Origin of the sequence: Priestia flexa, assembly GCF_021441905.1 — a bacterium.
In the GTDB taxonomy this organism is placed as follows: Bacteria; Bacillota; Bacilli; order Bacillales; family Bacillaceae_H; genus Priestia; species Priestia flexa.
On sequence record NZ_CP090431.1, the window covers coordinates 1,327,580 to 1,349,536 of the forward strand.

Sequence of the window (21,957 nt, forward strand, 5' to 3'; positions counted from 1 at the left end):
ATGGATGGAAGTTAGGAGAGGTAAGAAAATGGATAAGAAGAAAAAGAAAAAGCTTTTTTCTTTTCTTGGTATCATTGCTGCTGGTGCTATCATTGCGGGTGTCGTGTACCAAGTCAATCGCGTTGATGCAGTAGCGAGTGTTGATGGAGACAAAATCACAAAAGACCAATTATATGAAGTGTTAATGTCTCAAGGTGGAACTGACGTTTTAGATTCAATGATTGAACAAAAAGTCATTAATAAAGAAGCGGAAAAGAAAAGTGTAACAATTAGTGAAAAAGAACTCGACAAAGAGCTTGATGCGTTAATTACATCATACGGTGGAGAAGATACGTTTAATCAAGCTTTAGAAGCAAATGGTATTAAAGAAAGCGAAGTAAAAAAGGATTTAGAAACAAACTTAAAAGCTAAAAAGCTAGTAGAAGATACAATTGACATCTCTGAAGACGAGATGAAATCATATTTTGATGAAAACAAAGATTCATTTGATCAGCCAGAGCAGGTAAAAGCAAGTCATATTCTTGTAAAAGATGAAAAAACGGCTAATGAAGTTAAGAAAAAACTGAGCGATGGTGAGAAATTTGCTGAGTTAGCAAAAGAATATTCGACGGATACAGCCTCTAAGGAAGATGGAGGAGATTTGGGATACTTTAGTAAAGAAGATATGGTTCAAGAGTTTAGTGATGCTGCATTCGACTTAAATGTTAATGAAATTAGTGAGCCGGTTAAAACAGAGTATGGTTATCACATTATTAAAGTAATTGATAAAAAAGCAGCTCAAGATGCGAACTATGAAAATAGTAAAGAGGAAATTAAACAACTCTTGTTAGAGAATAAATTTCAGTCTGAATATCCAACTTGGTTAGAAGAAACAAAGAAAAAGTATGACATTGAGAATTTTTCGTAATCCATTATTCTAAATAAAGTGAGGAATGAAAATGAAAACGCAAAAGCCTTACAATAAGTTAGAACAAATTGTAGAAAAATTAAAAGAGCGCGGAGTACGAGCTGAAATATGTCGCCGCGTGGTACAAGTAACAGAAAGTGTAAACAACCAATCAAATTCTCATTCTCAACATGCTTTTAACCGTTGACATAAATAAAATAAATAATAACATAAACAATCAGCAGGTAAACCTACCTGCTGATTGTTTATGTCCTAGCGATAAAGTAGTATATTTATAAATGAATGGAGCTGAGAAAATATGAATGTTTTATTAGCAGAAGATGATTTGCAACTAGGAGAGCTAGTAAGTTATATGTTAAAGAAAAAAGCAGGCTTTAACGTCGAATGGGTGACGGAGGGGCGTGATGCTTACTTTTATGCTGTTGATGCGCATTATGATATTCTCATTTTGGATTGGATGATGCCAAACGGAGATGGAGTAGAAATTTGCCAACAGCTTCGAAAGGAAGGCTATAATGGCGCAATTTTAATGTTAACAGCAAAAGATGCTGTTCAAGATCGCGTGCATGGATTAGATGCTGGTGCGGACGATTATATGGTGAAGCCGTTTGAAATTGATGAACTGTTGGCCAGGCTAAGAGCTTTGTCTCGCCGCAACTATGCTCCAATTGTTGAAGAAACTGTTAAAATCGATCAAATCACCTTAAACCGTTCAAGTCAAATGATGAATAGTGGAGACAAATCAATCCAGCTCAGCCCAAGAGAATTTCAGCTGTTGGACTTTTTACTGAAAAATAAGGGACAGGTCTTATCAAGAGATATTATATTAGATCGCGTTTGGGGCTATGAATCGGATGTATCCATTAAAACAATCGATGCAACGGTCAAACTCCTGCGAAAAAAGCTAGATCATTTTGGGAAACAAGAGCTCATCCAAAGTATACGTGGAGTAGGTTATAAAATTGACTAAAAAGTTAATAAGAAGAGCTCGTAACCGGATGAAGCAAGATTTATTTAGCAAAACGCAAAATCGTCTTACCTTTCGCTACAGTGCGCTGTTAATGATATTTCTGCTTTTATTTGTGTTTATTGTCTATTCACTTGTTTACGTTGTGATTAGCAGTAACCAGCAGCAAAGCTTAAACATGTTGCTCAAGCAAGAAACAAAATTTGTGAAAAGTCTTTTGGTCGAGCAAAATGACCAAGTAGAAGATGAATACCAAGATATTGTTGTGGCAAGGGAAGATGCGTTCTTTTATTATGTCGTTAGTCCAGAAGGTCAGTTACTAATGGGCAGCGAAGCAAGTGAAGGACTAAGACCGAAATTGCTAAACTTAATTAACGGCTGGATTCCGATTGAAAATGAAGTGCGTAAAGAACGCATTGAAACAATTCGTCCAAATGTGGAAAAGTTTGAGCGGAATGGTCATGCTGAAGATGAATTTAAGGTAAGTATTGATTTGCTTATGACTGGACAGCCAATTTTTTATAAAGGTGAGTTTTTAGGGATGCTTTACATTGGTAAAAACGTTTCGTTTCTATACCAGTTGCTAAAGTGGCTTTTGGTCATCATGTTATCGTTAACAGTTTTATTTGTAGGCGTAGCCATTTACATGAGTCGTTTAATGTCAAAGCGTGCAATGATTCCCATTGAAACCGCATTTTTAAAGCAAAAAGAGTTTGTAGCCGATGCTTCTCATGAATTGAGAACGCCATTAAGCGTGATGCTATCATCTATTAATGCGCTCGAAATGCAGGATGAAGTAAATGAAGATCCTTTTTCTAAAAAGCTTGTCGGTAATATGAAAGCAGAAGTAAAGCGGATGACTAAGCTTGTAAGTGATTTGCTTACGCTGGCTCGGTCTGATGCTAGCAAAAACCAGCAAGCCTTTAATAAATTTGATATTAAAAAAATGGTTGAAAAAGTAATGCAGTCCGTTGAGCCACTTGCTCACTCTAAAAATATTAGCTTACATCTAGAAGCACCTGATCAGATAGAGCTTTCGGGAGATGAAGAAAAGCTTACGCAGCTCATGTATATATTATTGGATAACGGAATTAAATACACCACTCCACAAGGACACGTAAAAGTATTGATTAAGCAAAGAACGAATGCAGTTGAAATTCGAGTGGCTGATACGGGTGTTGGTATCCATAAAGATGAACAAAAAAGAATTTTTGATCGCTTTTACAGAGCGGACAAATCTAGGTCTAGACAAATGGGCGGACATGGTCTTGGTTTAGCAATTGCGAAATGGATTGTTGATATGCATAAAGGAACAATTAAAGTGGAAAGTGAACCTGAGAAAGGAACCACTTTTCGAATCAGTTTACCTCAATGAAAATGTGCCGGATACTCGTGTATCTAGGCACATTTTTTGTCTAGTTTGCACAAAACATCTTTTAAAAAAAGGCAAAATACACGATGAAAAAATTAGAAAATTCAGTTATATTTAAAATAATCTAATGCAAGTGGAAGGGGTTTATGGATGAAAAAGTATGACTTACTTATCAAAAGTGGAACGGTTGTGTTAGAAAACGAGGTATGCGTAATAGATATTGGTATATATGAGGGTAAGATTATTGCTTTAAAGTCTACTATTGATACCAGCCTAGCGAAAGAGGTACTAAGAGCAGAAGGAATGCATGTATTACCTGGAGCTATTGATATACATGTTCATTTTGATGAGCCTGCAAGAGAGCATTGGGAGGGATTTGATAATGGTTCAAAAGCGATGGCAGCAGGAGGGTGTACAACCTATTTTGACATGCCTCTAAATGGTGTTCCGCCTACCATAACGAAAGAAGCTTTTTTAAATAAAAAGAAGCTTGGAAATGAGAAATCATTTGTAAACTTTGGTTTATGGGGAGGATTAGTACCTGGTAATAAAGATGAACTTAAAAAGATGGCAAGGCAAGGGGCTATTGGTTTTAAAGCATTTATGTCAGAAGCAGGATCAGAGTTCGAATTTTCAGATGGACTTACGCTCTATGAAGGGATGAAAGAAATCGCGAAGTTGGGTAAGGTTCTCGCTTTGCATGCAGAGAAAGACAAAACGATTAAAGAGCTTCAAAAACAAAAAGAGGAACAGGGGCTTACATCGATTAGAAGCTATTTAGAAACAAGGCCAATTGAAGTGGAAGTAGAAGCAGTTAAAGAAGCATTAGAGTATGCTGAGCAAACTGGATGTTCACTCCATTTTGTACATATCAGTAGTAAAGAAGCTGTTGACTTAATCGTAGATGCTAAAAAAAGAGGGGAAGATGTTACTTTAGAAACTTGCCCACACTACTTATTGTTTGGAGAAAAAGACTTTGTACAAATTGGAGCACTGGCTAAATGTGCACCACCGCTCAGGTCAAAAGCAGAACAAGAGAAACTGTGGTTATCGATGGAAAAAGGTGAAATTGATATGATATCTTCCGACCACTCGCCGTGTCCTATGGACTTGAAGAAATCAAATAATATGTTTGAGGTGTGGGGAGGAATATCGGGAGGGCAATATACGCTTCAAGCAATGATCACAGAAGGGTATCAAAAAAGAAGCATCCCTCTTACTAAAATTGCACAGTTAACTTCAACGGCTCCTGCCAAGCGTTTTGGGTTGTATCCTCAAAAAGGTAGTATTCAAGTGGGCGGAGATGCAGATCTAACAATCGTTGATTTAAAGAATTCCTACATCGTAAAGCAAAACCGCATGTTTTTTAAACACAAGCACAGCATTTATGAAGGCTATGAATTCAGCTGTACAATTCGCTATACGATTTGTGAAGGTGAAATAGTATACGAGTTTGACACTAACACGTTTCAGCAACCTATTAATAAGTCAAGGTTTGTACAACAAATCGAAAATACAAACGTACGTTGAGAGACTGAGATATAAGTAGTTCAGCCTCTACTATACCTGAACGATTGAGAGTTCATCACTTTTAATCGTTCAGCTTTTTTGGTTGATTGTGAAAACAATGTTGGAAACAGGGTGGAATGGAGCGTAGGACACTCGACTCCTGCGGGAAAGAGAGGGAAAACTGAGATCCCGCAGCGCAGCGAGGAAGCTCAGGTTCCTCCCCGCGGAAAGCGAGTGACCGTAGCGCAATGGAACGAACGGGTTGAGACAAACTAAAGAGATGGGAACAGCTAGTGTTCGTCTTTTAGAAGCAATCATTTTGTTATGTCCCAAACTCTTTTTTTATACCTTTTATTATATCGAAAAACTATATAGGGTAAAAGACACAGTTTTAAAAGAATAGTAGGGTAAAAAGAAATAGAAAATATTAGCTTGGTATTATAAAAAATCAGGGGGATGAATAATTAAAATAAAAAATATAAAGGATTTTTTATTTAGAATAAGCTGGTTATATAGCTGTTCTTAAAGCACGGATAAGAAAAAAGATGTATAAAAAATATGTTTATTTACATTTTTTTATATTGACAGAATCATTTTATAAGAATAAAATTTTATTGTTTCTAATTTTATATCATCATAATTTTTTGATATTTTAAAAATTAGTAAACAGGGGAAAAAGGGAGAAAGATAGAGAGAAAGGATGTAAAATATGTCGCTTGATAAAGAGAAAATTGTCCAAAGTGTTCCTCAAAAAGGATTTTTTGGCCATCCAAAAGGATTATTTACGCTATTTTTCACTGAGTTCTGGGAGCGCTTTTCCTATTATGGAATGAAAGCACTTCTAATCGTGTATTTATACACGGAAGTGTCTAAAGGTGGACTAGGTATTGATAATGGAACAGCAGCATCCATTATGTCCATTTATGGAGCGCTTGTTTATATGTCAGGAATTATTGGCGGATGGATTGCTGATAGGATATTAGGAACCTCAAGAACAGTGTTCTGGGGCGGCGTGTTGATCATGATTGGTCATATCGTTTTAGCTCTTCCAGCCGGATTTAACGGTGTTTTAGTAGCCATGCTGTTTATTATTTTAGGGACAGGTTTATTAAAGCCAAACGTTTCAAGTGTTGTGGGAGACTTATATAGAGAGAACGACAACCGACGCGATGCCGCATTTAGTATTTTCTATATGGGAATTAACTTAGGTGCTTTTATCGCTCCATTAATCGTATCTACGCTTGGAGAAAACTATGGATTCCATTTAGGTTTCGGTGCCGCAGCAGTTGGAATGTTAGGTGGATTAATTGTTTTTTCTATGACAAAAAAGAAAAACCTAGGTTTAGCAGGTACAGAAGTTCCAAATCCGTTAAAGCCTGGTGAGCGTAAAAAAACGTTTGGAATTATTGGTTTAATCGTTGCTGTTCTCGTAATCTTTTTAATTGTAGCAGGAGTAGCAGGCTTCTTAACTCTAACGAATGTTATTGCATTCATTAGTTTCTTAGCTGTTATTATTCCAATTATTTATTTCACCGTTATGTATCGTAGTTCCAAAACAACTGATGTTGAACGCTCTCGATTACTTGCTTATATTCCATTATTTATTTCTGCTGTCATGTTCTGGGCAATTCAAGAGCAAGGTTCAACAATCTTAGCCATTTATGCTGAAACATCAACGCAGTTAACTTATGGAAGTTTTACAATTCCAGTAGGGTGGTTCCAGTCGCTTAACCCGTTATTTATTATTTTATTAGCACCTGTATTTGCTAAGCTGTGGGTAACGCTTGGAGATCGCCAACCGTCTACACCGCAAAAATTTTCTTTAGGATTGTTATTTGCCGGTTTTTCATTCCTAGTAATGGTTATCCCGTCAGTAACAGGTGATGCGAATCATTTAACAAGTCCATTATGGCTTGTTTTAAGCTTCTTCTTAGTTGTAATTGGTGAGCTTTGCTTATCCCCAGTTGGATTATCGACAACAACAAAACTAGCGCCAAAAGCATTCTCCGCACAAACGATGAGCTTATGGTTCTTAGCAAGCGCAGCTGCACAGGCAATCAACGCACAAATCGTTCGATTCTATGAGGGAATTTCACAATCCTCATATTTCGGATTATTAGGTGGAATTTCTGTTGTTCTAGGTATCATCATCTTCCTTTCTTCTTCAAAAATTAAGCAATTAATGAAGGGGATTAATTAATAAAAGCCGTCTATTGACGGCTTTTATTTTTTTGATCCAAAGATATTCATAAATGACCTGTAGCTTTGATCATCTTCTTCACCGTTATAAGTGGGAAATTGAAAGAGAGCGTTCATCGTATTCGTTGAGTTTTCAGTTTCAGCAATAATTTGATAGATATGAACGGCTTCGGATGTATAACCATTAGCATATGCATTTTTTATTTGGTTCAGCGTTAAATGAAGCGAGAAAACTTCTTTACGAAGCTGTACCTTCGTGTGCTCGTCAAAATAAAGAAATTTTTCGTAATAAAGATTGGATGCTTCATTAAATACTGCCAATCCATTTTCAAGCTCATTTACGGCAATATGCCTAATCGCTTCATCTTCTAATCGTGTAAACGGCTCTTCAATCATTAGACCTAAAATGATAGCTGTATCAGGTTTGAGCATAGCTATTTCCTCCTACTCTCAATTCGTCATTATTATATATGTATGGAAACATTGTTAAAATATTCACTACACTTTTAAGGCTAGCCGAACATGGCTAGCTCTATACATTTTAATCATTTAATTTTTTTAGTTACAAAAGTGCTTTAAAAGTTACAAAACGTATCAAGTTGTCTGAACATTAAGTATCATAGACTTTGTAGAAAGACAGGAGGTTAAGGTAATGGGTACAGCTCGTAAATTGGAAACGTTTTCTGAGTATCAACAACCTAAGAAATCAAAAGGGCTATGGGCCAAAATTAACGATGTAAAAGTAGGTGTACTTCCGCTCCCACTTTACGTTGTGTTAGCGCTAATTGTTTACGGAGCATCTGTTTATAATCAGCTTCCACCCGATATGATCGGTGGATTTGCAGTTATTATGGTAATGGGGATTTTACTTGGAGACTTGGGTATGAAAATTCCTATCTTAAAAGATATCGGTGGACCCGCAATATTAGCATTGCTTGTTCCATCCATTCTAGTTTTTTATAATTTGATAAACCCTGCTTCTATGGAAGCGGTAACAACATTAATGAAAACATCAAACTTTCTCTATTTTTATATTTCAGTTTTAGTAGCGGGAAGTATCTTGGGAATGAATCGAAAAGTTTTAATTCAAGGCTTTACCAGAATGTTTATTCCACTAGTTGTTGGGACACTGGCATCAGTTGGGGGTGGTCTACTTGTAGGACTACTATTCGGTTATGAAATGAAGCATACTTTCTTCTATATTATTGTCCCAATTATTGGAGGAGGGATCGGTGAAGGTATTCTTCCGCTTTCTCTAGGGTATTCTCAGATTCTAGGTGACTCAGCGGAATCGTTTGTATCACAAATGATACCAGCTGCTGTAATTGGAAACATTGTAGCCGTTATCTGTGCGGGTATGATGAAGCGCTTAGGAGAAAGCAAACCGGAACTTACGGGTAACGGTGTATTAGTTAAAACAGCAGGCGGAGATAAAATGAACGAGGAGACAAACATTGATAAACCTGTCGATTTCTCTTTAATGGGTGCAGGCGTATTAATTGCTTGTTCGTTCTTTATCTTCGGTAGCTTAGCTCATAAATTTTTAGGAATCCCAGGTCCGGTGTTAATGATTGTAGCAGCAACACTAGTCAAATCTTTACAGCTTATGCCGAAAAAGATGGAACAAGGATCTTATCATTTATACAAATTTATTTCATCAAGCTTAACATGGCCACTAATGGTTGGTTTAGGGATTTTATTTATTCCATTAGATGACGTTGTGAAAATTATCACACCTGCTTATATCGTAATTTGTGCATCTGTTGTAATTGCGATGGTAGGAACGGGTTATTTTGTTGGTAAACTATTAAAAATGTATCCGGTTGACGCTGCCATTGTTACAGGTTGCCATAGCGGTCTTGGAGGAACTGGAGATGTTGCCATTTTATCAGCATCAAATCGAATGTCACTTATGCCGTTTGCTCAGGTAGCAACTCGTTTAGGAGGCGCATCGACAGTAATTATTGCAACATTATTAATGAAAGCATTTAGCTAATAAAAGAAGGGACGTTGACAAATAAAATGACATTACGTGAAGAAGCACTTAAAATGCATAAAGAAAAACAAGGAAAGCTTGGAGTACATTCCAAAGTAGAAGTTCAAAGCGCAAAAGATTTAAGCCTTGCTTATTCACCAGGAGTAGCAGAGCCATGTCTTGAAATTGCAGAAGATGCTGAGAAAATCTATGATTATACGATGAAAGGGAATTTGGTTGGCGTTGTTTCAAATGGGACAGCCGTTCTTGGATTAGGTAATATTGGTGCAGGTGCTTCAATGCCAGTTATGGAAGGGAAGGCATTGCTATTCAAGTCATTTGCAAACGTCGATGCATTTCCTATTTGTTTAAATACTGAGGACCCAGACAAGGTAGTTGAAACGGTTAAACTTCTTGAACCTACGTTTGGCGGTATTAACTTAGAGGATATTGCAGCACCTTATTGTTTTGAAATTGAAGAACGCTTAAAACAAGCTTGTAATATCCCAATCTTTCATGATGATCAGCACGGAACGGCAATTGTTACGGCTGCAGGTTTGTTAAATGCGCTACGCTTAGCAAATAAAAAGCTTGAAGATATTAAAGTTGTAGCAAACGGTGCTGGTGCTGCAGGTGTTGCCATTGTAAAACTTCTTTTAAACATGGGTGTGCAAGACGTTATATTATGTGATACAAAAGGAATTATTTATGAAGGACGTCCTGTTGGTATGAATCCATTTAAAGAAGAAATGGCACGCATGACGAACAAAAATCAACAAGAAGGTACCTTAGCGGATGCATTAGTAGATGCAGATGTTTTTGTTGGTGTTTCAGCAGCAGGAGCCGTTACACAAGAAATGATTCGTTCAATGAATGATGATTCAATTATTTTTGCTATGGCAAATCCAGTTCCGGAAATTATGCCAGAAGAAGCGAAAGAAGCAGGAGCTTTAGTGATTGGTACAGGACGTTCAGACTTCCCTAACCAAGTCAATAACGTATTAGCTTTTCCAGGCATTTTCCGCGGTGCACTAGATGTACAAGCAAAAGAAATTAACGAAGAAATGAAAGTAGCTGCAGTGTATGCAATTGCTGGATTAATTGATGAAACAAATATCCATGCTGACTATGTAATTCCAGATCCATTCGATAAGAGAGTCGCAGCTCATGTTGCAGCTGCCGTAGCGAAAGCGGCAATGGATTCAGGGGTGGCAAGGAAACCAATCGATGTGGAAGGTTTACGCAATAAAATGCTTCAAACAAATGAAGTTCCAGAGCTTGTTACAACAAAATGACACATAAAAAAGCCAGCGCCAGCTGGCTTTTCTTTATTTAACGGCTAAACGATTTAAAACAAATTCTTCTACTACCTTCGCAACACCATCGTTCATATTTGTATCTGTTACGTGATTTGCTAACTTTCTAATATCTTCAGGTGCATTTCCCATCGCAACGCCTAAACCCGCAAATTCAATCATGGCTACATCATTATAGCTGTCGCCCATGGCAATTACTTCGTCTCGCGTAATCCCTAGCTTCTGAATAAGAAAATCAAGGCTTGTACCTTTTGTTACTCCAACTTCTGTGAACTCTAAGAAATATGGTTTTGAGCGCATAACGCTTAGCTGTCCATCAAGCTGTTTTTGTAGCTTTTCTTCAACATGAACCAGCTCTTCACTTGGTGCAAGCATCAAGACTTTTACAACAGGATCTTTCACAGCGTCAACGAAGCTAGGTACTAGTTTAATAGGTAAGCCAGTAATATTGCTTTCGATATCCGTAAATTCGTTTTCTACTTCCGTAATAATTTCATCTCCTACATAGGTATGAATCAATACGTTTTCTTGTTTACTCAATGCATCTAATTGATGAACGGTTTCAGGTGATAATGTACTACTAAACAATTCTTCCTTAGTACGCCAATCAATAATTTTTGCTCCGTTAAAGGAGAGGATAAAGCTTCCGTAATCAGCTAGTCGAAGCTCTTCAGCAATATGAACCATGCCATAGGTTGGTCTACCGGAGGCTAGCACAACTTTTACTCCGGCTTCTTGCGCATCCATTAAAGCTTGCTTTGTACGGGGAGAGATTGTATGGTCATCTCGTAAAAGAGTATCATCTAAATCTAGTACAATCATTTTATAGGCCATTTTAATAATTCCTTTCTATGACAATATGTTCATATCGTACTACAAAAGAACAGGTAGTTCAATTTTTGTTCAAGTTACGTGAAAGGAAGTTTCCTAGATCACACACGTAAGGTCGAAAAGGCATATAAAAGCGAAGCAGCTAAAAGATGCTTCGCACAGAGTGATTAGTCTAGTTCTGTAATTGGGTGACGACGAAAAAACTCATTTATTTTATACTCATTGTCATTGTTTTCAACGTTAACGTTTTGAATACCCTTTGAAGCATTTGGTGTAAGCGGATGTCGATAGAATGCTTCTAGTTCTGCACGTGTAATCGTAATGCTTTGAGGAACAACGGTATGAACGTTAAAGTGGACAGAATCAGCATGGTCAATCAACCCAAGCAGTATGGTAGCGTTGTTGAATACGCGTTTTTTAGTAAAATCCGCCGACCAATTGTGTTCAAACTGCCTGCTCGTTTCGGTCGATGCTTGTGTATAATCAACTGAAATATAGGAAGGAGATTTTTTGGTTTGCAACGTTACGTTATGAACATTTTCATGTCCAGGAAGCTCATTAATAACAGAAATAGCATCACGTTGATCTTCATTATATGAATAGTGGTTAGCCTTTAATTTTTCAGCTTCAATCGAATCATTCTTTTGAGAAGCATCATTTATAGCTTGGCATCCAACTAATAGCGTGATAAAAACAAAAAAACAACATAAAAAAGCAGAGTAGCGCATGATAAGTCTCCATTCTTTTCTTGAAAATAACATTGTAATTATATACATCATAAGGATAATTTTACAATAGCTGATAAGAAAAATAATCTAAACCAGAACTTTGTTTACATTGGGAAGTAGAGCGCTTGGGATTATGACCACCTTTTCTAGCTAACAATACATCGAATACTGTAAAAGTTCCTGCTCCAGCAATAAATCCCAGAGCAGTCGAGAAAATACCGCTTTTATTGATAGACTCTTGCAAAAATTCACAGGAAGCAGCAGAAATTGTTACGTCGTTTGTTCTTTTTCATACAAATCAATATAGATAAAGCCACTACGGTCAATTTGACCAAGCATAACATCAGAAATGCTGGCGATATTACGAATAGAAAGCTGTTGGTGCACCCAGTCGAGTGTAAAAGAGGACGCAGTTAATTCTTTTTCAACTAGCTTTCCATCTTTAATGAGAAGCCGAGGTAGTCCACTGCGGCTTTTAACAATGCTCATTGCTTCCATGGTGACAGCTTGGTGGCTTGGTTTTAACTGCACGCTAAAGCCACCGTTTTGTTCAATAAGGACCGTTTCTACATCTTGAAAAGAAAAGATACTTTGAAGCCTAAGCTGACTAGCAAGCTCTTCGACATTTAGGCGTGCCTTTCTTAAATTTTGTTCAAGAATTCGCCCGTTTTCCATTAAGATAATGGGCTCACCATTGTTTAATAGCCGAAATTTATCAAATTTCATTGAAAGGTAAGAAAATAAAATTTCAAGGACGAGAATGATGACCAAAGCTGGTATATAGTTAGTAAAAGGTTGGTTATGGTCAACCGCGCCCTTAGCAGCAATGGATCCAATGGTGATTCCCACAACAAAGTCGCTGAAGTTCATCTTGGATAGCTCTCTTTTTCCCATAATTCTAGTTAAGATAAGCAGAGAAAAATAAGCTAATATTCCTCGTAACAGCAAATCAAAAAGGTGCTCCATGACACCATCTCCCTATTCTCTCTTTTTTTAGAGAATGTCCAAAGTGAATAGAAAATATGTAGAAGAGAAATAAAAAAAGAGTACAGTAGCGTACTCTTTTTTTGATTTAAGAAGAAGTGTTGTTCCATTTTGTGTAACGAGTGGAAGGAGGAGTGAAGTTCATCATTGATGAAATTAACGATTGCGGGCTGCTTGAAATATTGATAAGCTGAATGGCTGATTCTTGTGAAAAGCCCTCTGTTACAGCATGTTCAACCATACTCATTAACGCATTATAATATCCATTAACATTGAGTAATCCAACTGGTTTTTTGTGAATTCCAATCTGTGCCCAACAAAGTGCTTCAAACAATTCTTCAAACGTACCGAACCCTCCTGGAAGAGCGATGTAGCCGTCAGATAAATCGTGCATGGTGGCTTTTCTCTCATGCATGCTGCTTACTTCAATTAATTCCGTGAGGGCGGTATGAACAATTTCACCGCTAAATAGCCCTTTTGGCATAATGCCAACTACGTGACCACCATGCTTTAACATTTCATTGGCTACTTCACCCATCAGGCCCATTTTTGAGCCACCGTAAATTAATTTATAATCGTGTTGAGCCATATACGCTCCAAGTTCTACGGCAGCGTTTCTATAGTGAGGATGAACACCAGAATTAGATCCAGCAAATACACAAATGGCTTTCATATACAGGTCCTCCTTTTCACAGCGTATAGTAATAACATTTCGTTTATTTATGATAAAACCCTTTTTTATGATAAAAAATAATCGCTTAATAGAAATGAGAACAGGTGTTTTTGTTTTGATACTAAAAAAAGTAAAACCTCTTTTGGAGTTACCTTGATTATTAGTATAATTTTCTTTATAATCAAAGCGTATATTAAGTGTTTAATAGAAGGCGTCATACAGCGTAGTACGCTAGTTAAAACAAAAAAGCTGAGAATTAAGCACGCTCACATAAAGATTAACTAATAGAAAGTAGGTCGCAGTATGGCGAAAAAGGAACAGCAAAGTCGTATTGAAAAAGATTTTCTTGGCGAAAAAGAACTTCCAAAAGACGTATATTACGGTGTCCAAACAATGCGCGCAGTTGAAAACTTTCCAATCACTGGATACAAAGTGAACAAAGAGATGATTCGTGCTCTTGCGATGATCAAAAAAGCAGCTGCTATGGCGAATATGGATACAAAACGATTATACGATGGTATTGGAAGCGCTATCGTACAGGCGGCTGACGAAGTGATTGCAGGTCAATGGCATGAGTATTTCATTGTAGATCCCATTCAAGGTGGAGCGGGTACGTCAATGAATATGAATATGAACGAAATTATTGCAAACCGAGCGCTAGAACTAATGGGTTATGAAAAAGGTGATTATGTAAAGCTTAGTCCGAACAGTCATGTAAACATGTCACAATCTACGAATGACGTGTTCCCGACGGCTATTCATTTATCAACATTGCGCCTATTAGATGATTTATTAGCAACAATGGACAAGATGGTTGAAGTATTTAAAAAGAAAGCGAAGCAGTTTGATCCAATTATTAAAATGGGAAGAACACATCTTCAAGATGCAGTACCTATTCGTTTAGGACAAGAATTTGCTGCATATAGCCGTGTTTTAGAGCGAGATATTAAACGTATAAGCCAGTCTCGCCAACACTTATATGAAGTGAATATGGGAGCAACAGCGGTAGGAACAGGTTTAAATGCTGATCCGAAATATATTGAGAACGTTGTGAAATATCTAGCAGAAATTAGTGGACTACCATTATATGGCGCTGAGCACCTTGTGGATGCAACGCAAAATACAGACGCTTATACCGAAGTATCTGCTGCTTTAAAAGTGTGTATGATGAATATGTCTAAAATTGCAAACGACTTACGCTTAATGGCTTCAGGTCCACGGGCAGGCTTAGCAGAAATTAGCCTTCCTGCTCGTCAGCCGGGATCTTCTATTATGCCTGGAAAAGTAAATCCAGTAATGCCAGAGCTGATTAACCAAGTAGCATTCCAAGTTATTGGAAATGATAATACCATTTGCTTAGCTTCAGAAGCAGGACAGCTTGAGTTAAACGTAATGGAGCCTGTGCTTGTCTTTAACCTACTGCAGTCTATTAGCATTATGAACAACGGTTTTGACGCGTTTACAAAATATTGCTTAGAAGGTATTGAAGCAAACGAAGAACGGTTGAAAGAATATGTAGAGAAAAGCGTAGGCGTCATTACTGCAGTTAACCCACATTTAGGTTATGAAGTTGTTTCTCGTATTGCCAGAGAAGCCATTATGACAGGGAAATCTGTACGGGAACTTTGCTTACAACATGACGTATTGACAGAAGAAGAGCTAGATTTAATCTTAAATCCTTATGAAATGACAAATCCAGGTATTGCAGGTAACTCACTTTTTGATCGTCAATAATCGTTAGACAAGTAGACAGACTGATAATTAACACTAAAATGATAAAAATGGAGGAGTCAACATGAGCAATATTATCCGTACTTTAATGATTCAAACACCAAGCGTACCAGGAAATCTAGGACGAGTAGCTACGGCAATTGGTCGCGTAGGTGGCGATATTGGCGAGGTTGAAACAGTTAAGGTAGGCCATAACTATACGCGAAGAAGTATTACTGTACAGGTTGAGAGCGAAGAGCAGCTAGAAGAATTACTAGATGCAGTTCGTAGCTTGGACGGAATTACGCTACACACAGTTTCAGATGAAGTTTTACACGCTCACGAAGGCGGGAAAATTCAAATGAAAAGTAAAATGAAAATTGAAACGTTAGCGGATTTACGACGCGTGTATACACCAGGTGTAGCTAACGTATGTATGGCGATTAAAGAACAGCCGGAAAAAGCAAAAATTTATACAAGCATTAGCAACACTGTAGCTGTTGTAACAGATGGAACAGCAATCTTAGGTTTAGGTAATATTGGACCAGTAGCTGGTATGCCTGTTATGGAAGGTAAAGCAGCTCTTTTTGATCAGCTTACTAATATTAATGCTATTCCTATCTTATTAGATGTAAATAGTCCCGAAGAAATTATTCAAACAGTTAAAAATATTTCACCAGGATTTGGTGGTATCTTGCTTGAAGATATTGGTTCTCCACACTGTTTTGAAGTGGAAGAGCGCTTAAAGAAAGAACTAGACATTCCTGTTATGCATGACGATCAGCATGGAACGGCCGTAGTTACGTTAGCTGCAGCTATCTCAGCTTGTCGCAGTGCAGGTGTTAACTTAAAACAAGCTCGCGTTGGTCAAATTGGCCTTGGGGCAGCTGGTATTGCCATATGCCGCATGCTAATGGCATATGGTGTCGAAAGCGTAGTTGGCGCTGATAAATCTGAAGAAGCAAAAGATCGTCTTCGCTCTTATGGAGGCGAAACAGTTGATAGCTTAGAAGAGCTAATGGAGCAAAGTGATATTGTTATTGCAACAACTGGTGTACCAGGACTTATTAAAAAAGAATGGGTACAAAAGGGACAAATTGTTTTGGCTCTATCAAATCCAAAACCTGAAATCGAACAAGAAGATGCGTTAGAAGCTGGTGCAATTTATGCAACAGATGGACGCTCTGTAAACAATGTATTAGGATTCCCAGGTATTTTCCGTGGCGTACTAAACGCTGGTGTTCGTGATATTACTCACAAAATGCTAGTTGCAGCTGCAGAAGCGATTGCAAATTCAACAAAGCCAGGGGATCTAGTGCCTCATCCGCTAAATGTTAATGTACATGAAGCTGTTGCTGAAGCAGTAGAGCGCGCAGCAGTACAAAGTGACGTAAAAAAGAACGTTTATCAATAATGAATAAAAAGAGGCTGGGACATAAGTAATTCAGTCAATGATAAACCTGAACGATTGAGAGTTCCTCACTTTTAATCGTTCAGGTTTTTTGTTGATTGGGAAAACCTAGTTTGGAAACAGGGTGGAATGGAGCGTAGGGCACTCGACTCCTGCGGGAAATAGAGGGAAAACGGAGATCCCGCAGCATAGCGAGGAAGCTCAGGTTCCTCCCCGCGGAAAGCGAGTGGCCGTAGCGCAATGGAACGAACATGTTGTGACAATGTAAGGAGGTGAGAAAAGGGAGTGTTCGTCTTGTTGAAAATTTGTTTTGGTATGTCCTACTCTCTTTTTGTATACAAATTAGAAAAAATATGAAAAAATACATATTATTGAAACTTTTTGGGCAGCTCAAGCGTATAAGAAGAAAGAATACATGAATTGAGAGGATATACATATGGAAATTACACATTTACAGGGGAAGCTACCTTCCGAAGCAAAAAGCGCAATGAGAATTCAAGCGCTATTGCCACATATATTGTGGTTAGCAGGAACGATTGGTTATTATGTTCTTGTCTATTTTTTTAATTGGTGGATCTGGATTTTTTGGGTTTCTGGAGCTCTGCTAATCGTTAGCTTTATTGTTTATGTTGTCATCGCTCCGAGCATTTACATGAAAGTGTATTCGTATCAACTAACAGAGACGCATATCGAAGTACAAAAAGGTTTGTTTATCTGGAATCATACAAAAGTGCCGATTGTGAAGGTTCAACATGTGGAAACATCAACGGGGCCAATTTTGCGTAAATACGGTCTGGCTTCAATTAATGTTGTAACAGCTGCAGGATTTCTTGAATTTCCGGCACTACAATCAGAAGACGCAAATAATTTACGCGAAACAATCGCAAAGATGGCAGAGGTGAAGGACGAATATGAATAAAAAGCTGCACCCACTTGCCGTTATTGTTCAAGCTGCAAAGTACATAAAAGACAATATTTTACCATTTGCATTTTTAATCATTCTTCAGCGAGATAAAGTACTGACATACTGGTGGGTTGGTTTAATTATTATAGGTATCAGCTTGTTTTTTGCATTTGTTAAATGGCAAACATTTCGCTACGAAGTTACAGAAAAAGAAATTCGAATTAAAAAAGGAGTCTTTAAAAAAGAAAATAGTTTTATCCAACGAACGCGTATTCAATCGATTCAAATTGATCAGCCTTTTCTATTTCGCCTAGTTAAACTGGCACGGCTTCGTATTGAAACAGCAGGTGGAACAGGAATGGGTGCAGAAGTCGATTTACCAGGTGTTTTAATGAAAGACGCCCATGAGTTAAAAACAATGCTGCAAGCAGGGGAGTCTTTTTCAGTAGAAGAGAGTCCTGAAAGAAAACAAATCATTAAAACATTAAAGGTGCCTACCAGTCGCTTAGTGATTGCTGCTGCGCTATCGGCGAACTTTGGCTATATCTTTGCTGGACTAGGTGTACTATACGAATACGTGGATGACTTAATCAACCCGTGGATTCAAGATGCTTATGAACAGATTGTTACGCAGTCTATATTAGCTATTATCATATTAGTATTTTTTATTTTATGCATAGCATATATACTTTCTATTATCTTGTACGTAATCCGCTTTGGTAATTTTATGGTGGAGCGCTATGAAAAGCACCTTCAAGTTCAATACGGGCTATTAAACAAAAGCTCGCTTACGATTCCTTTTGAAAAAATTAAGGCGGTTACAGTTGAAGAAGGTTTGCTTCAGCGTTTATTTGGTTGGGGAGCCATTTCGTTAAAAGTCGTAACTTCTGATTTAGAGCAAAAAGTGTATTTACACCCATTTTTAAAACAAAAGGAAATAACGGAGGTTTTTTCAGAGTATCTTCCTACTTATCGTTATCTTGAGTTTAAGCCAAACGTAGTGCGCAATTATGTATGGTATAAGCTATCATATGTCTTCATTACAGCTTGTATTGCAGCAGTAGCAATCAGCTTTTGGAAAGTTCAGCTTGTGTGGGGAGTGGTTGTCATCTTGTTAGCTACTTCGTTGTTAACATGGTTTGGATATCACCAAGGAGGCGTAGCGATGACCCATGAATTTTTAAGTGTTCGATCGCAGTTTATTACTCGAAAAACAACGGTTATGCAGCGCAGAAAGATTCAGGATGTAAAAGTGAAAGCAAGCAGCAGGTTTTGGGAAAAAGGATGTCGTCATCTTATTGTATCAACAATGGGTCTTGGTTCTTCCTACGGAGTTGGCTATTTACCGGAGCGCATATGGAAGCCAATCTTTGATAAAGCTACACATTGGGATGTAAAGAAAGAGTGAGTTATGATTAACAGAACCTGTCCACTGTGTGGAAAAAAGAATGGATGTCAGTATGTTTTAAAAGAAGAAGAGTTTACTTGCTGGTGCGCAGAAGAAGAGTTTCCAGATGCGTTAAAAGCAAAATCTAGTCATTCTTGCATTTGCAAATCTTGTCTGCAAGCATATAAAGAGAGTCAGCGTGAAGAGTAATGATTACGCTGACTCTTTTTACTTAATTAATCAATGCTTGTAGGGGAGCAGGAATTCGTCCACCGCGATTTACTAATCGCTCAGAGCTATAAGGGTTAACACCCATGACTGGAGCTCGTCCTAGAAGACCACCGAATTCTACCATTTCACCTTCATTTTTACCGGGAACAGGGATAACGCGTACTGCGGTTGTTTTTTTGTTAATCATTCCAATTGCCGCTTCATCAGCAATCATTCCTGAAAGCGTAGCAGGACTAACATCTCCTGTTAAAGCAATCATATCTAAACCAACAGAACATACGCAGGTCATCGCTTCAAGTTTTGATAGATTTAGAGAACCGTCGGTAATTCCTTTAATCATCCCGTTATCTTCACTGACCGGAATAAAAGCCCCACTTAGACCACCAACGTAAGAGCTAGCCATTGCGCCTCCTTTTTTCACAGCATCGTTCATAAGTGCTAACGCAGCAATTGTACCATGAGTACCCACACGTTCTAACCCAATTTCTTCTAAAATTTCAGCAACGCTGTCGTTAATAGCATTAGTAGGAGCCAGTGATAAATCCATGATGCCAAAGGGAACGTTTAGTCGTTCAGCCACTACGCGTCCAATTAACTCACCAGCGCGCGTAATTTTAAATACCGTCTTTTTAATTACTTCAGATACCTCACCTAAATCAGCATTAGGATGACGTTTTAGTGCATTTAAAACAACACCAGGGCCACTAACACCTACGTTTAAGACCACTTCACCTTCACCTGAGCCGTGAAAAGCCCCGGCCATAAACGGATTATCTTCAACAGGGTTACAGAACACAACCAGCTTGGCGCAAGCAATGCCATCACGATCTTTTGTACGCTTAGCCGCTTCTTTAATAATAACGCCGAGCTGTTTTACAGCATCCATATTAATACCGGTACGAGTGGTGGCTACTGAGATTGAAGAACAAACGCGTTCTGTTACGCTAAGGGCTTCAGGTAACGCGTCTAGCAACGTTTGATCACTCTTTGAAATTCCTTTATGAATAAGAGCTGAGAAGCCTCCGATAAAATCGACACCAACCTGCTGTGCAGCACGGTCTAATGTTTTAGCGAGCGTGATTGTTTGTTCAACCGTTGCATGACCTAAAATCTCTGCGATAGGAGTAATTGAAATACGCTTATTTACAATTGGAATTCCATATTCTTTTTCAACCTGTTCAGCAGTTTCTTTTAATTCACCTGCATATGAAACAATTTTGTTGTAGACATTTTGATTCATTGTTTCAAAGTTAGAATCAGCACAGTCTCTTAAACTGATACCCATTGTTACTGTACGGATATCGAGGTTCTCCATTTGAACCATTCGGATGGTTTCCATCATTTCTGTTAAAGCAATACTCATATTTATTCCTCCTTTTATACGCGATGCATAGCTTGAAACGTTTCTTCAAGCTGCACGTGAATTTTTAAACCAAGCTCTTCGCTAACGTTATTTAAAGAATGTTGTAGCGAGTTTAGTTCAATAGCTGATACATCGACAATCATCATCATCGTAAAGAAATCTTGTAATATTGTCTGACTAATATCGAGGATGTTAACACCTTGATTTGATAAGACAGTTGTGACGCTTGAAATAATCCCTACTTGATCTTGTCCAATTACGCTAACCACAGCGCGCTTTTGTTGCATAATAATCACCTCAAAAATAATATAGAAAATAAAAAAAGAGATTGGAAGAATCCAATCTCGAATAGGTCATCGAATAACATACGTATGTATCGTTACTCTTCTGTCCTTTTGCCTGAGATTGTGAATCCTTCGGCGCCACCTAAGCGGTCTCTCCAGAAGCTGCTCCTGTTGTAGTGTTATCCACAACAATCATTGCTTGGGGAATATTCAATTTAACATTGGCTCAAAAACCAATAGAAAAATCATATCAACAAAAGAAAAGATAGTCAATGTTTTTTGAACATTTCTATTGTTTCATCATGTTTACTTAGAATGGGAGAGTGTTTTGTGCTATATCACACTTAAAAATAGAGCAATAGAAGCAAAAGGTGAGAGGAGAGGTAGGAGCTAAGGCTTTTCATCAATAGTTCAGCAAAGGGAAAAGGGTACAATTGTTATAAATAGAAAAAAAGGAAAGCGCCTATCAGTCGCTTTCCTGTGATAATCTTTATTACTCGTCTTCTCCAGAAGGGCGAGTTGTTTGGGTGGCAAGCGTGTCCCAAAAGCTTGTATCTGCATTTTCTATTGAGCCATCTGAAATAGCTCTTACAGTTGAGTCTAAAGTAGTGATTGTTTGTTTAATGTGCCATTAGTTAAAAAAGGCATGAGTTTAAAATACTGTATTTTGAGAATATTTAAAGTAGAATGTAAACAAATTATTGTAACTGTACAAATAAGTGAAAGTTAAGACGAGGAGAAAGAGGGAGAGGGCGGATACCGCAGTGGATGGCTAGTTACTGATTATCATGAGATGTGTAATAAAAAATTAGGTATTATAAGAATACTATGCTATACTAAGTTTACCATTTTCTTTACCAGTTACTATCTGTGTTTTGATGTTCCCTATTCATTCGTGAGTAGGGTTTTTATTATGTCCAAATTTCAATGTAAATTAAAAACAGACTCTACAAGTAGAGTCTGTACATAGATGTCCGTATTAATTACGCTTTTTGAACGTTAGTAGCTTGAGGTCCACGTTGACCTTGCTCTACTTCAAAAGTTACAGCTTGACCTTCATCTAAAGATTTGAAACCTTCGCTTTGGATTGCTGAGAAATGTACGAATACATCGTCTCCGTTTTCGCGCTCGATGAATCCAAAACCTTTTTCTGCGTTAAACCATTTTACTTTACCTTGTTCCATTGTTGTTGCCTCCTCGTGTGCT

Annotated in this window: 21 protein-coding genes, 1 pseudogene and 1 riboswitch; of the genes and pseudogenes, 13 read left to right on the forward strand and 9 right to left on the reverse strand. The window is 37.8% G+C overall.

Annotated features, from left to right (window positions below):
- Window positions 1–28 precede the first annotated feature (28 nt).
- The 6 genes from LZP85_RS06760 (at window position 29) to LZP85_RS06785 (ending at window position 6,955) form a co-directional block, all read left to right on the forward strand.
- Window positions 29–907 (forward strand): peptidylprolyl isomerase, encoded by an 879-nt coding sequence (locus tag LZP85_RS06760; RefSeq protein WP_119544087.1) that lies wholly within the window; start codon window positions 29–31, stop codon window positions 905–907.
- A 31-nt stretch (window positions 908–938) separates the two neighbouring features.
- A complete protein-coding gene (locus tag LZP85_RS06765) occupies window positions 939–1,094 on the forward strand; it encodes a hypothetical protein (protein ID WP_153301180.1) in 156 nt (51 codons plus the stop codon).
- A gap of 111 nt (window positions 1,095–1,205) precedes the next feature.
- Window positions 1,206–1,877 (forward strand): response regulator transcription factor, encoded by a 672-nt coding sequence (locus LZP85_RS06770; protein WP_025908909.1) that lies wholly within the window; start codon window positions 1,206–1,208, stop codon window positions 1,875–1,877.
- Window positions 1,878–1,905: 28 nt separating this feature from the next.
- Window positions 1,906–3,249: a sensor histidine kinase gene (locus tag LZP85_RS06775; protein ID WP_224840364.1), complete on the forward strand. Its 1,344-nt coding sequence runs from the start codon at window positions 1,906–1,908 to the stop codon at window positions 3,247–3,249.
- 147 nt (window positions 3,250–3,396) lie between these two features.
- Window positions 3,397–4,776, forward strand: a complete 1,380-nt coding sequence (locus LZP85_RS06780; RefSeq protein WP_035320329.1) for an allantoinase — start codon at window positions 3,397–3,399, stop codon at window positions 4,774–4,776.
- A gap of 688 nt (window positions 4,777–5,464) precedes the next feature.
- Window positions 5,465–6,955 carry a peptide MFS transporter gene (locus tag LZP85_RS06785; protein WP_119544085.1) on the forward strand — a complete coding sequence of 497 codons (1,491 nt, stop codon included), beginning with the start codon at window positions 5,465–5,467 and terminating at the stop codon, window positions 6,953–6,955.
- A gap of 23 nt (window positions 6,956–6,978) precedes the next feature.
- On the opposite strand, the gene LZP85_RS06790 is transcribed toward LZP85_RS06785, so the two are convergent.
- The gene (locus LZP85_RS06790; RefSeq protein WP_025908906.1) at window positions 6,979–7,386 is read right to left on the reverse strand and encodes a hypothetical protein; all 408 of its coding nucleotides are present in this window, start codon (window positions 7,384–7,386) and stop codon (window positions 6,979–6,981) included.
- Between the two features lie 220 nt (window positions 7,387–7,606).
- Between LZP85_RS06790 and LZP85_RS06795 the strand changes: the two genes are divergently transcribed.
- Together LZP85_RS06795 and LZP85_RS06800 are read left to right on the forward strand one after the other, a co-directional pair.
- Window positions 7,607–8,950 carry a 2-hydroxycarboxylate transporter family protein gene (locus LZP85_RS06795; protein WP_226639482.1) on the forward strand — a complete coding sequence of 448 codons (1,344 nt, stop codon included), beginning with the start codon at window positions 7,607–7,609 and terminating at the stop codon, window positions 8,948–8,950.
- A 26-nt stretch (window positions 8,951–8,976) separates the two neighbouring features.
- Complete coding sequence (locus LZP85_RS06800) at window positions 8,977–10,224, forward strand: NADP-dependent malic enzyme (protein WP_035320327.1); 1,248 nt, start codon at window positions 8,977–8,979, stop codon at window positions 10,222–10,224.
- Between the two features lie 33 nt (window positions 10,225–10,257).
- Here LZP85_RS06800 and LZP85_RS06805 read toward each other — a convergent pair whose 3' ends face one another.
- The 4 genes from LZP85_RS06805 to LZP85_RS06820 form a co-directional block, all read right to left on the reverse strand.
- Window positions 10,258–11,079, reverse strand: a complete 822-nt coding sequence (locus LZP85_RS06805; protein WP_119543050.1) for a Cof-type HAD-IIB family hydrolase — start codon at window positions 11,077–11,079, stop codon at window positions 10,258–10,260.
- 164 nt (window positions 11,080–11,243) lie between these two features.
- A complete protein-coding gene (locus LZP85_RS06810) occupies window positions 11,244–11,804 on the reverse strand; it encodes a DUF4825 domain-containing protein (RefSeq protein WP_206782462.1) in 561 nt (186 codons plus the stop codon).
- A gap of 270 nt (window positions 11,805–12,074) precedes the next feature.
- A complete protein-coding gene (locus LZP85_RS06815; protein ID WP_206782461.1) occupies window positions 12,075–12,770 on the reverse strand; it encodes a YetF domain-containing protein in 696 nt (231 codons plus the stop codon).
- Window positions 12,771–12,876: 106 nt separating this feature from the next.
- Window positions 12,877–13,461 (reverse strand): LOG family protein, encoded by a 585-nt coding sequence (locus tag LZP85_RS06820; RefSeq protein ID WP_119543053.1) that lies wholly within the window; start codon window positions 13,459–13,461, stop codon window positions 12,877–12,879.
- A 303-nt stretch (window positions 13,462–13,764) separates the two neighbouring features.
- Here LZP85_RS06820 and aspA point away from each other — a divergent pair, with 303 nt between their 5' ends.
- The 5 genes from aspA to LZP85_RS06845 all read left to right on the forward strand — a co-directional run bounded on the left by aspA (window position 13,765) and on the right by LZP85_RS06845 (window position 19,083).
- Entirely contained in the window at window positions 13,765–15,195 is a 1,431-nt protein-coding gene (gene aspA / locus LZP85_RS06825; RefSeq protein ID WP_119543054.1) for an aspartate ammonia-lyase, read from the forward strand.
- A gap of 61 nt (window positions 15,196–15,256) precedes the next feature.
- Window positions 15,257–16,585: an NAD-dependent malic enzyme gene (locus tag LZP85_RS06830; RefSeq protein ID WP_234562094.1), complete on the forward strand. Its 1,329-nt coding sequence runs from the start codon at window positions 15,257–15,259 to the stop codon at window positions 16,583–16,585.
- Between the two features lie 433 nt (window positions 16,586–17,018).
- A complete protein-coding gene (locus tag LZP85_RS06835; protein WP_025908896.1) occupies window positions 17,019–17,501 on the forward strand; it encodes a PH domain-containing protein in 483 nt (160 codons plus the stop codon).
- Window positions 17,494–18,894, forward strand: a complete 1,401-nt coding sequence (locus LZP85_RS06840; RefSeq protein WP_078989867.1) for a PH domain-containing protein — start codon at window positions 17,494–17,496, stop codon at window positions 18,892–18,894. Before LZP85_RS06835 ends, LZP85_RS06840 begins: the two co-directional genes overlap by 8 nt.
- Before the next feature lie 3 nt (window positions 18,895–18,897).
- A complete protein-coding gene (locus LZP85_RS06845) occupies window positions 18,898–19,083 on the forward strand; it encodes a cysteine-rich CWC family protein (RefSeq protein WP_119543055.1) in 186 nt (61 codons plus the stop codon).
- A 22-nt stretch (window positions 19,084–19,105) separates the two neighbouring features.
- On the opposite strand, the gene LZP85_RS06850 is transcribed toward LZP85_RS06845, so the two are convergent.
- The 4 genes and pseudogenes from LZP85_RS06850 to LZP85_RS06865 form a co-directional block, all read right to left on the reverse strand.
- The gene (locus tag LZP85_RS06850) at window positions 19,106–20,467 is read right to left on the reverse strand and encodes a PFL family protein (RefSeq protein ID WP_119543056.1); all 1,362 of its coding nucleotides are present in this window, start codon (window positions 20,465–20,467) and stop codon (window positions 19,106–19,108) included.
- 14 nt (window positions 20,468–20,481) lie between these two features.
- Entirely contained in the window at window positions 20,482–20,754 is a 273-nt protein-coding gene (locus tag LZP85_RS06855) for an ACT domain-containing protein (RefSeq protein ID WP_025908892.1), read from the reverse strand.
- Window positions 20,755–20,844: 90 nt separating this feature from the next.
- Window positions 20,845–20,920, reverse strand: a riboswitch (glycine riboswitch).
- 324 nt (window positions 20,921–21,244) lie between these two features.
- Window positions 21,245–21,376 (reverse strand): annotated as a pseudogene (locus LZP85_RS06860) (carboxypeptidase); the annotation flags it as partial.
- Between the two features lie 358 nt (window positions 21,377–21,734).
- On the reverse strand, window positions 21,735–21,935 hold the full coding sequence (locus LZP85_RS06865) for a cold-shock protein (RefSeq protein ID WP_025908891.1): 201 nt from the start codon (window positions 21,933–21,935) through the stop codon (window positions 21,735–21,737).
- Window positions 21,936–21,957 lie beyond the last annotated feature (22 nt).

Coding starts and splice junctions, on each gene's coding strand:
- LZP85_RS06770 (WP_025908909.1), top strand. CDS start 1,206: ATGAATGTTTTATTAGCAGAAGATGATTTGCAACTAGGAGAGCTAGTA.
- LZP85_RS06850 (WP_119543056.1), bottom strand. CDS start 20,467: ATGAGTATTGCTTTAACAGAAATGATGGAAACCATCCGAATGGTTCAA.
- LZP85_RS06840 (WP_078989867.1), top strand. CDS start 17,494: ATGAATAAAAAGCTGCACCCACTTGCCGTTATTGTTCAAGCTGCAAAG.
- LZP85_RS06845 (WP_119543055.1), top strand. CDS start 18,898: ATGATTAACAGAACCTGTCCACTGTGTGGAAAAAAGAATGGATGTCAG.
- LZP85_RS06775 (WP_224840364.1), top strand. CDS start 1,906: ATGAAGCAAGATTTATTTAGCAAAACGCAAAATCGTCTTACCTTTCGC.
- LZP85_RS06855 (WP_025908892.1), bottom strand. CDS start 20,754: ATGCAACAAAAGCGCGCTGTGGTTAGCGTAATTGGACAAGATCAAGTA.
- aspA (WP_119543054.1), top strand. CDS start 13,765: ATGGCGAAAAAGGAACAGCAAAGTCGTATTGAAAAAGATTTTCTTGGC.
- LZP85_RS06795 (WP_226639482.1), top strand. CDS start 7,607: ATGGGTACAGCTCGTAAATTGGAAACGTTTTCTGAGTATCAACAACCT.
- LZP85_RS06780 (WP_035320329.1), top strand. CDS start 3,397: ATGAAAAAGTATGACTTACTTATCAAAAGTGGAACGGTTGTGTTAGAA.
- LZP85_RS06820 (WP_119543053.1), bottom strand. CDS start 13,461: ATGAAAGCCATTTGTGTATTTGCTGGATCTAATTCTGGTGTTCATCCT.
- LZP85_RS06815 (WP_206782461.1), bottom strand. CDS start 12,770: ATGGAGCACCTTTTTGATTTGCTGTTACGAGGAATATTAGCTTATTTT.
- LZP85_RS06800 (WP_035320327.1), top strand. CDS start 8,977: ATGACATTACGTGAAGAAGCACTTAAAATGCATAAAGAAAAACAAGGA.
- LZP85_RS06765 (WP_153301180.1), top strand. CDS start 939: ATGAAAACGCAAAAGCCTTACAATAAGTTAGAACAAATTGTAGAAAAA.
- LZP85_RS06810 (WP_206782462.1), bottom strand. CDS start 11,804: ATGCGCTACTCTGCTTTTTTATGTTGTTTTTTTGTTTTTATCACGCTA.
- LZP85_RS06865 (WP_025908891.1), bottom strand. CDS start 21,935: ATGGAACAAGGTAAAGTAAAATGGTTTAACGCAGAAAAAGGTTTTGGA.
- LZP85_RS06760 (WP_119544087.1), top strand. CDS start 29: ATGGATAAGAAGAAAAAGAAAAAGCTTTTTTCTTTTCTTGGTATCATT.
- LZP85_RS06835 (WP_025908896.1), top strand. CDS start 17,019: ATGGAAATTACACATTTACAGGGGAAGCTACCTTCCGAAGCAAAAAGC.
- LZP85_RS06830 (WP_234562094.1), top strand. CDS start 15,257: ATGAGCAATATTATCCGTACTTTAATGATTCAAACACCAAGCGTACCA.
- LZP85_RS06805 (WP_119543050.1), bottom strand. CDS start 11,079: ATGGCCTATAAAATGATTGTACTAGATTTAGATGATACTCTTTTACGA.
- LZP85_RS06790 (WP_025908906.1), bottom strand. CDS start 7,386: ATGCTCAAACCTGATACAGCTATCATTTTAGGTCTAATGATTGAAGAG.
- LZP85_RS06785 (WP_119544085.1), top strand. CDS start 5,465: ATGTCGCTTGATAAAGAGAAAATTGTCCAAAGTGTTCCTCAAAAAGGA.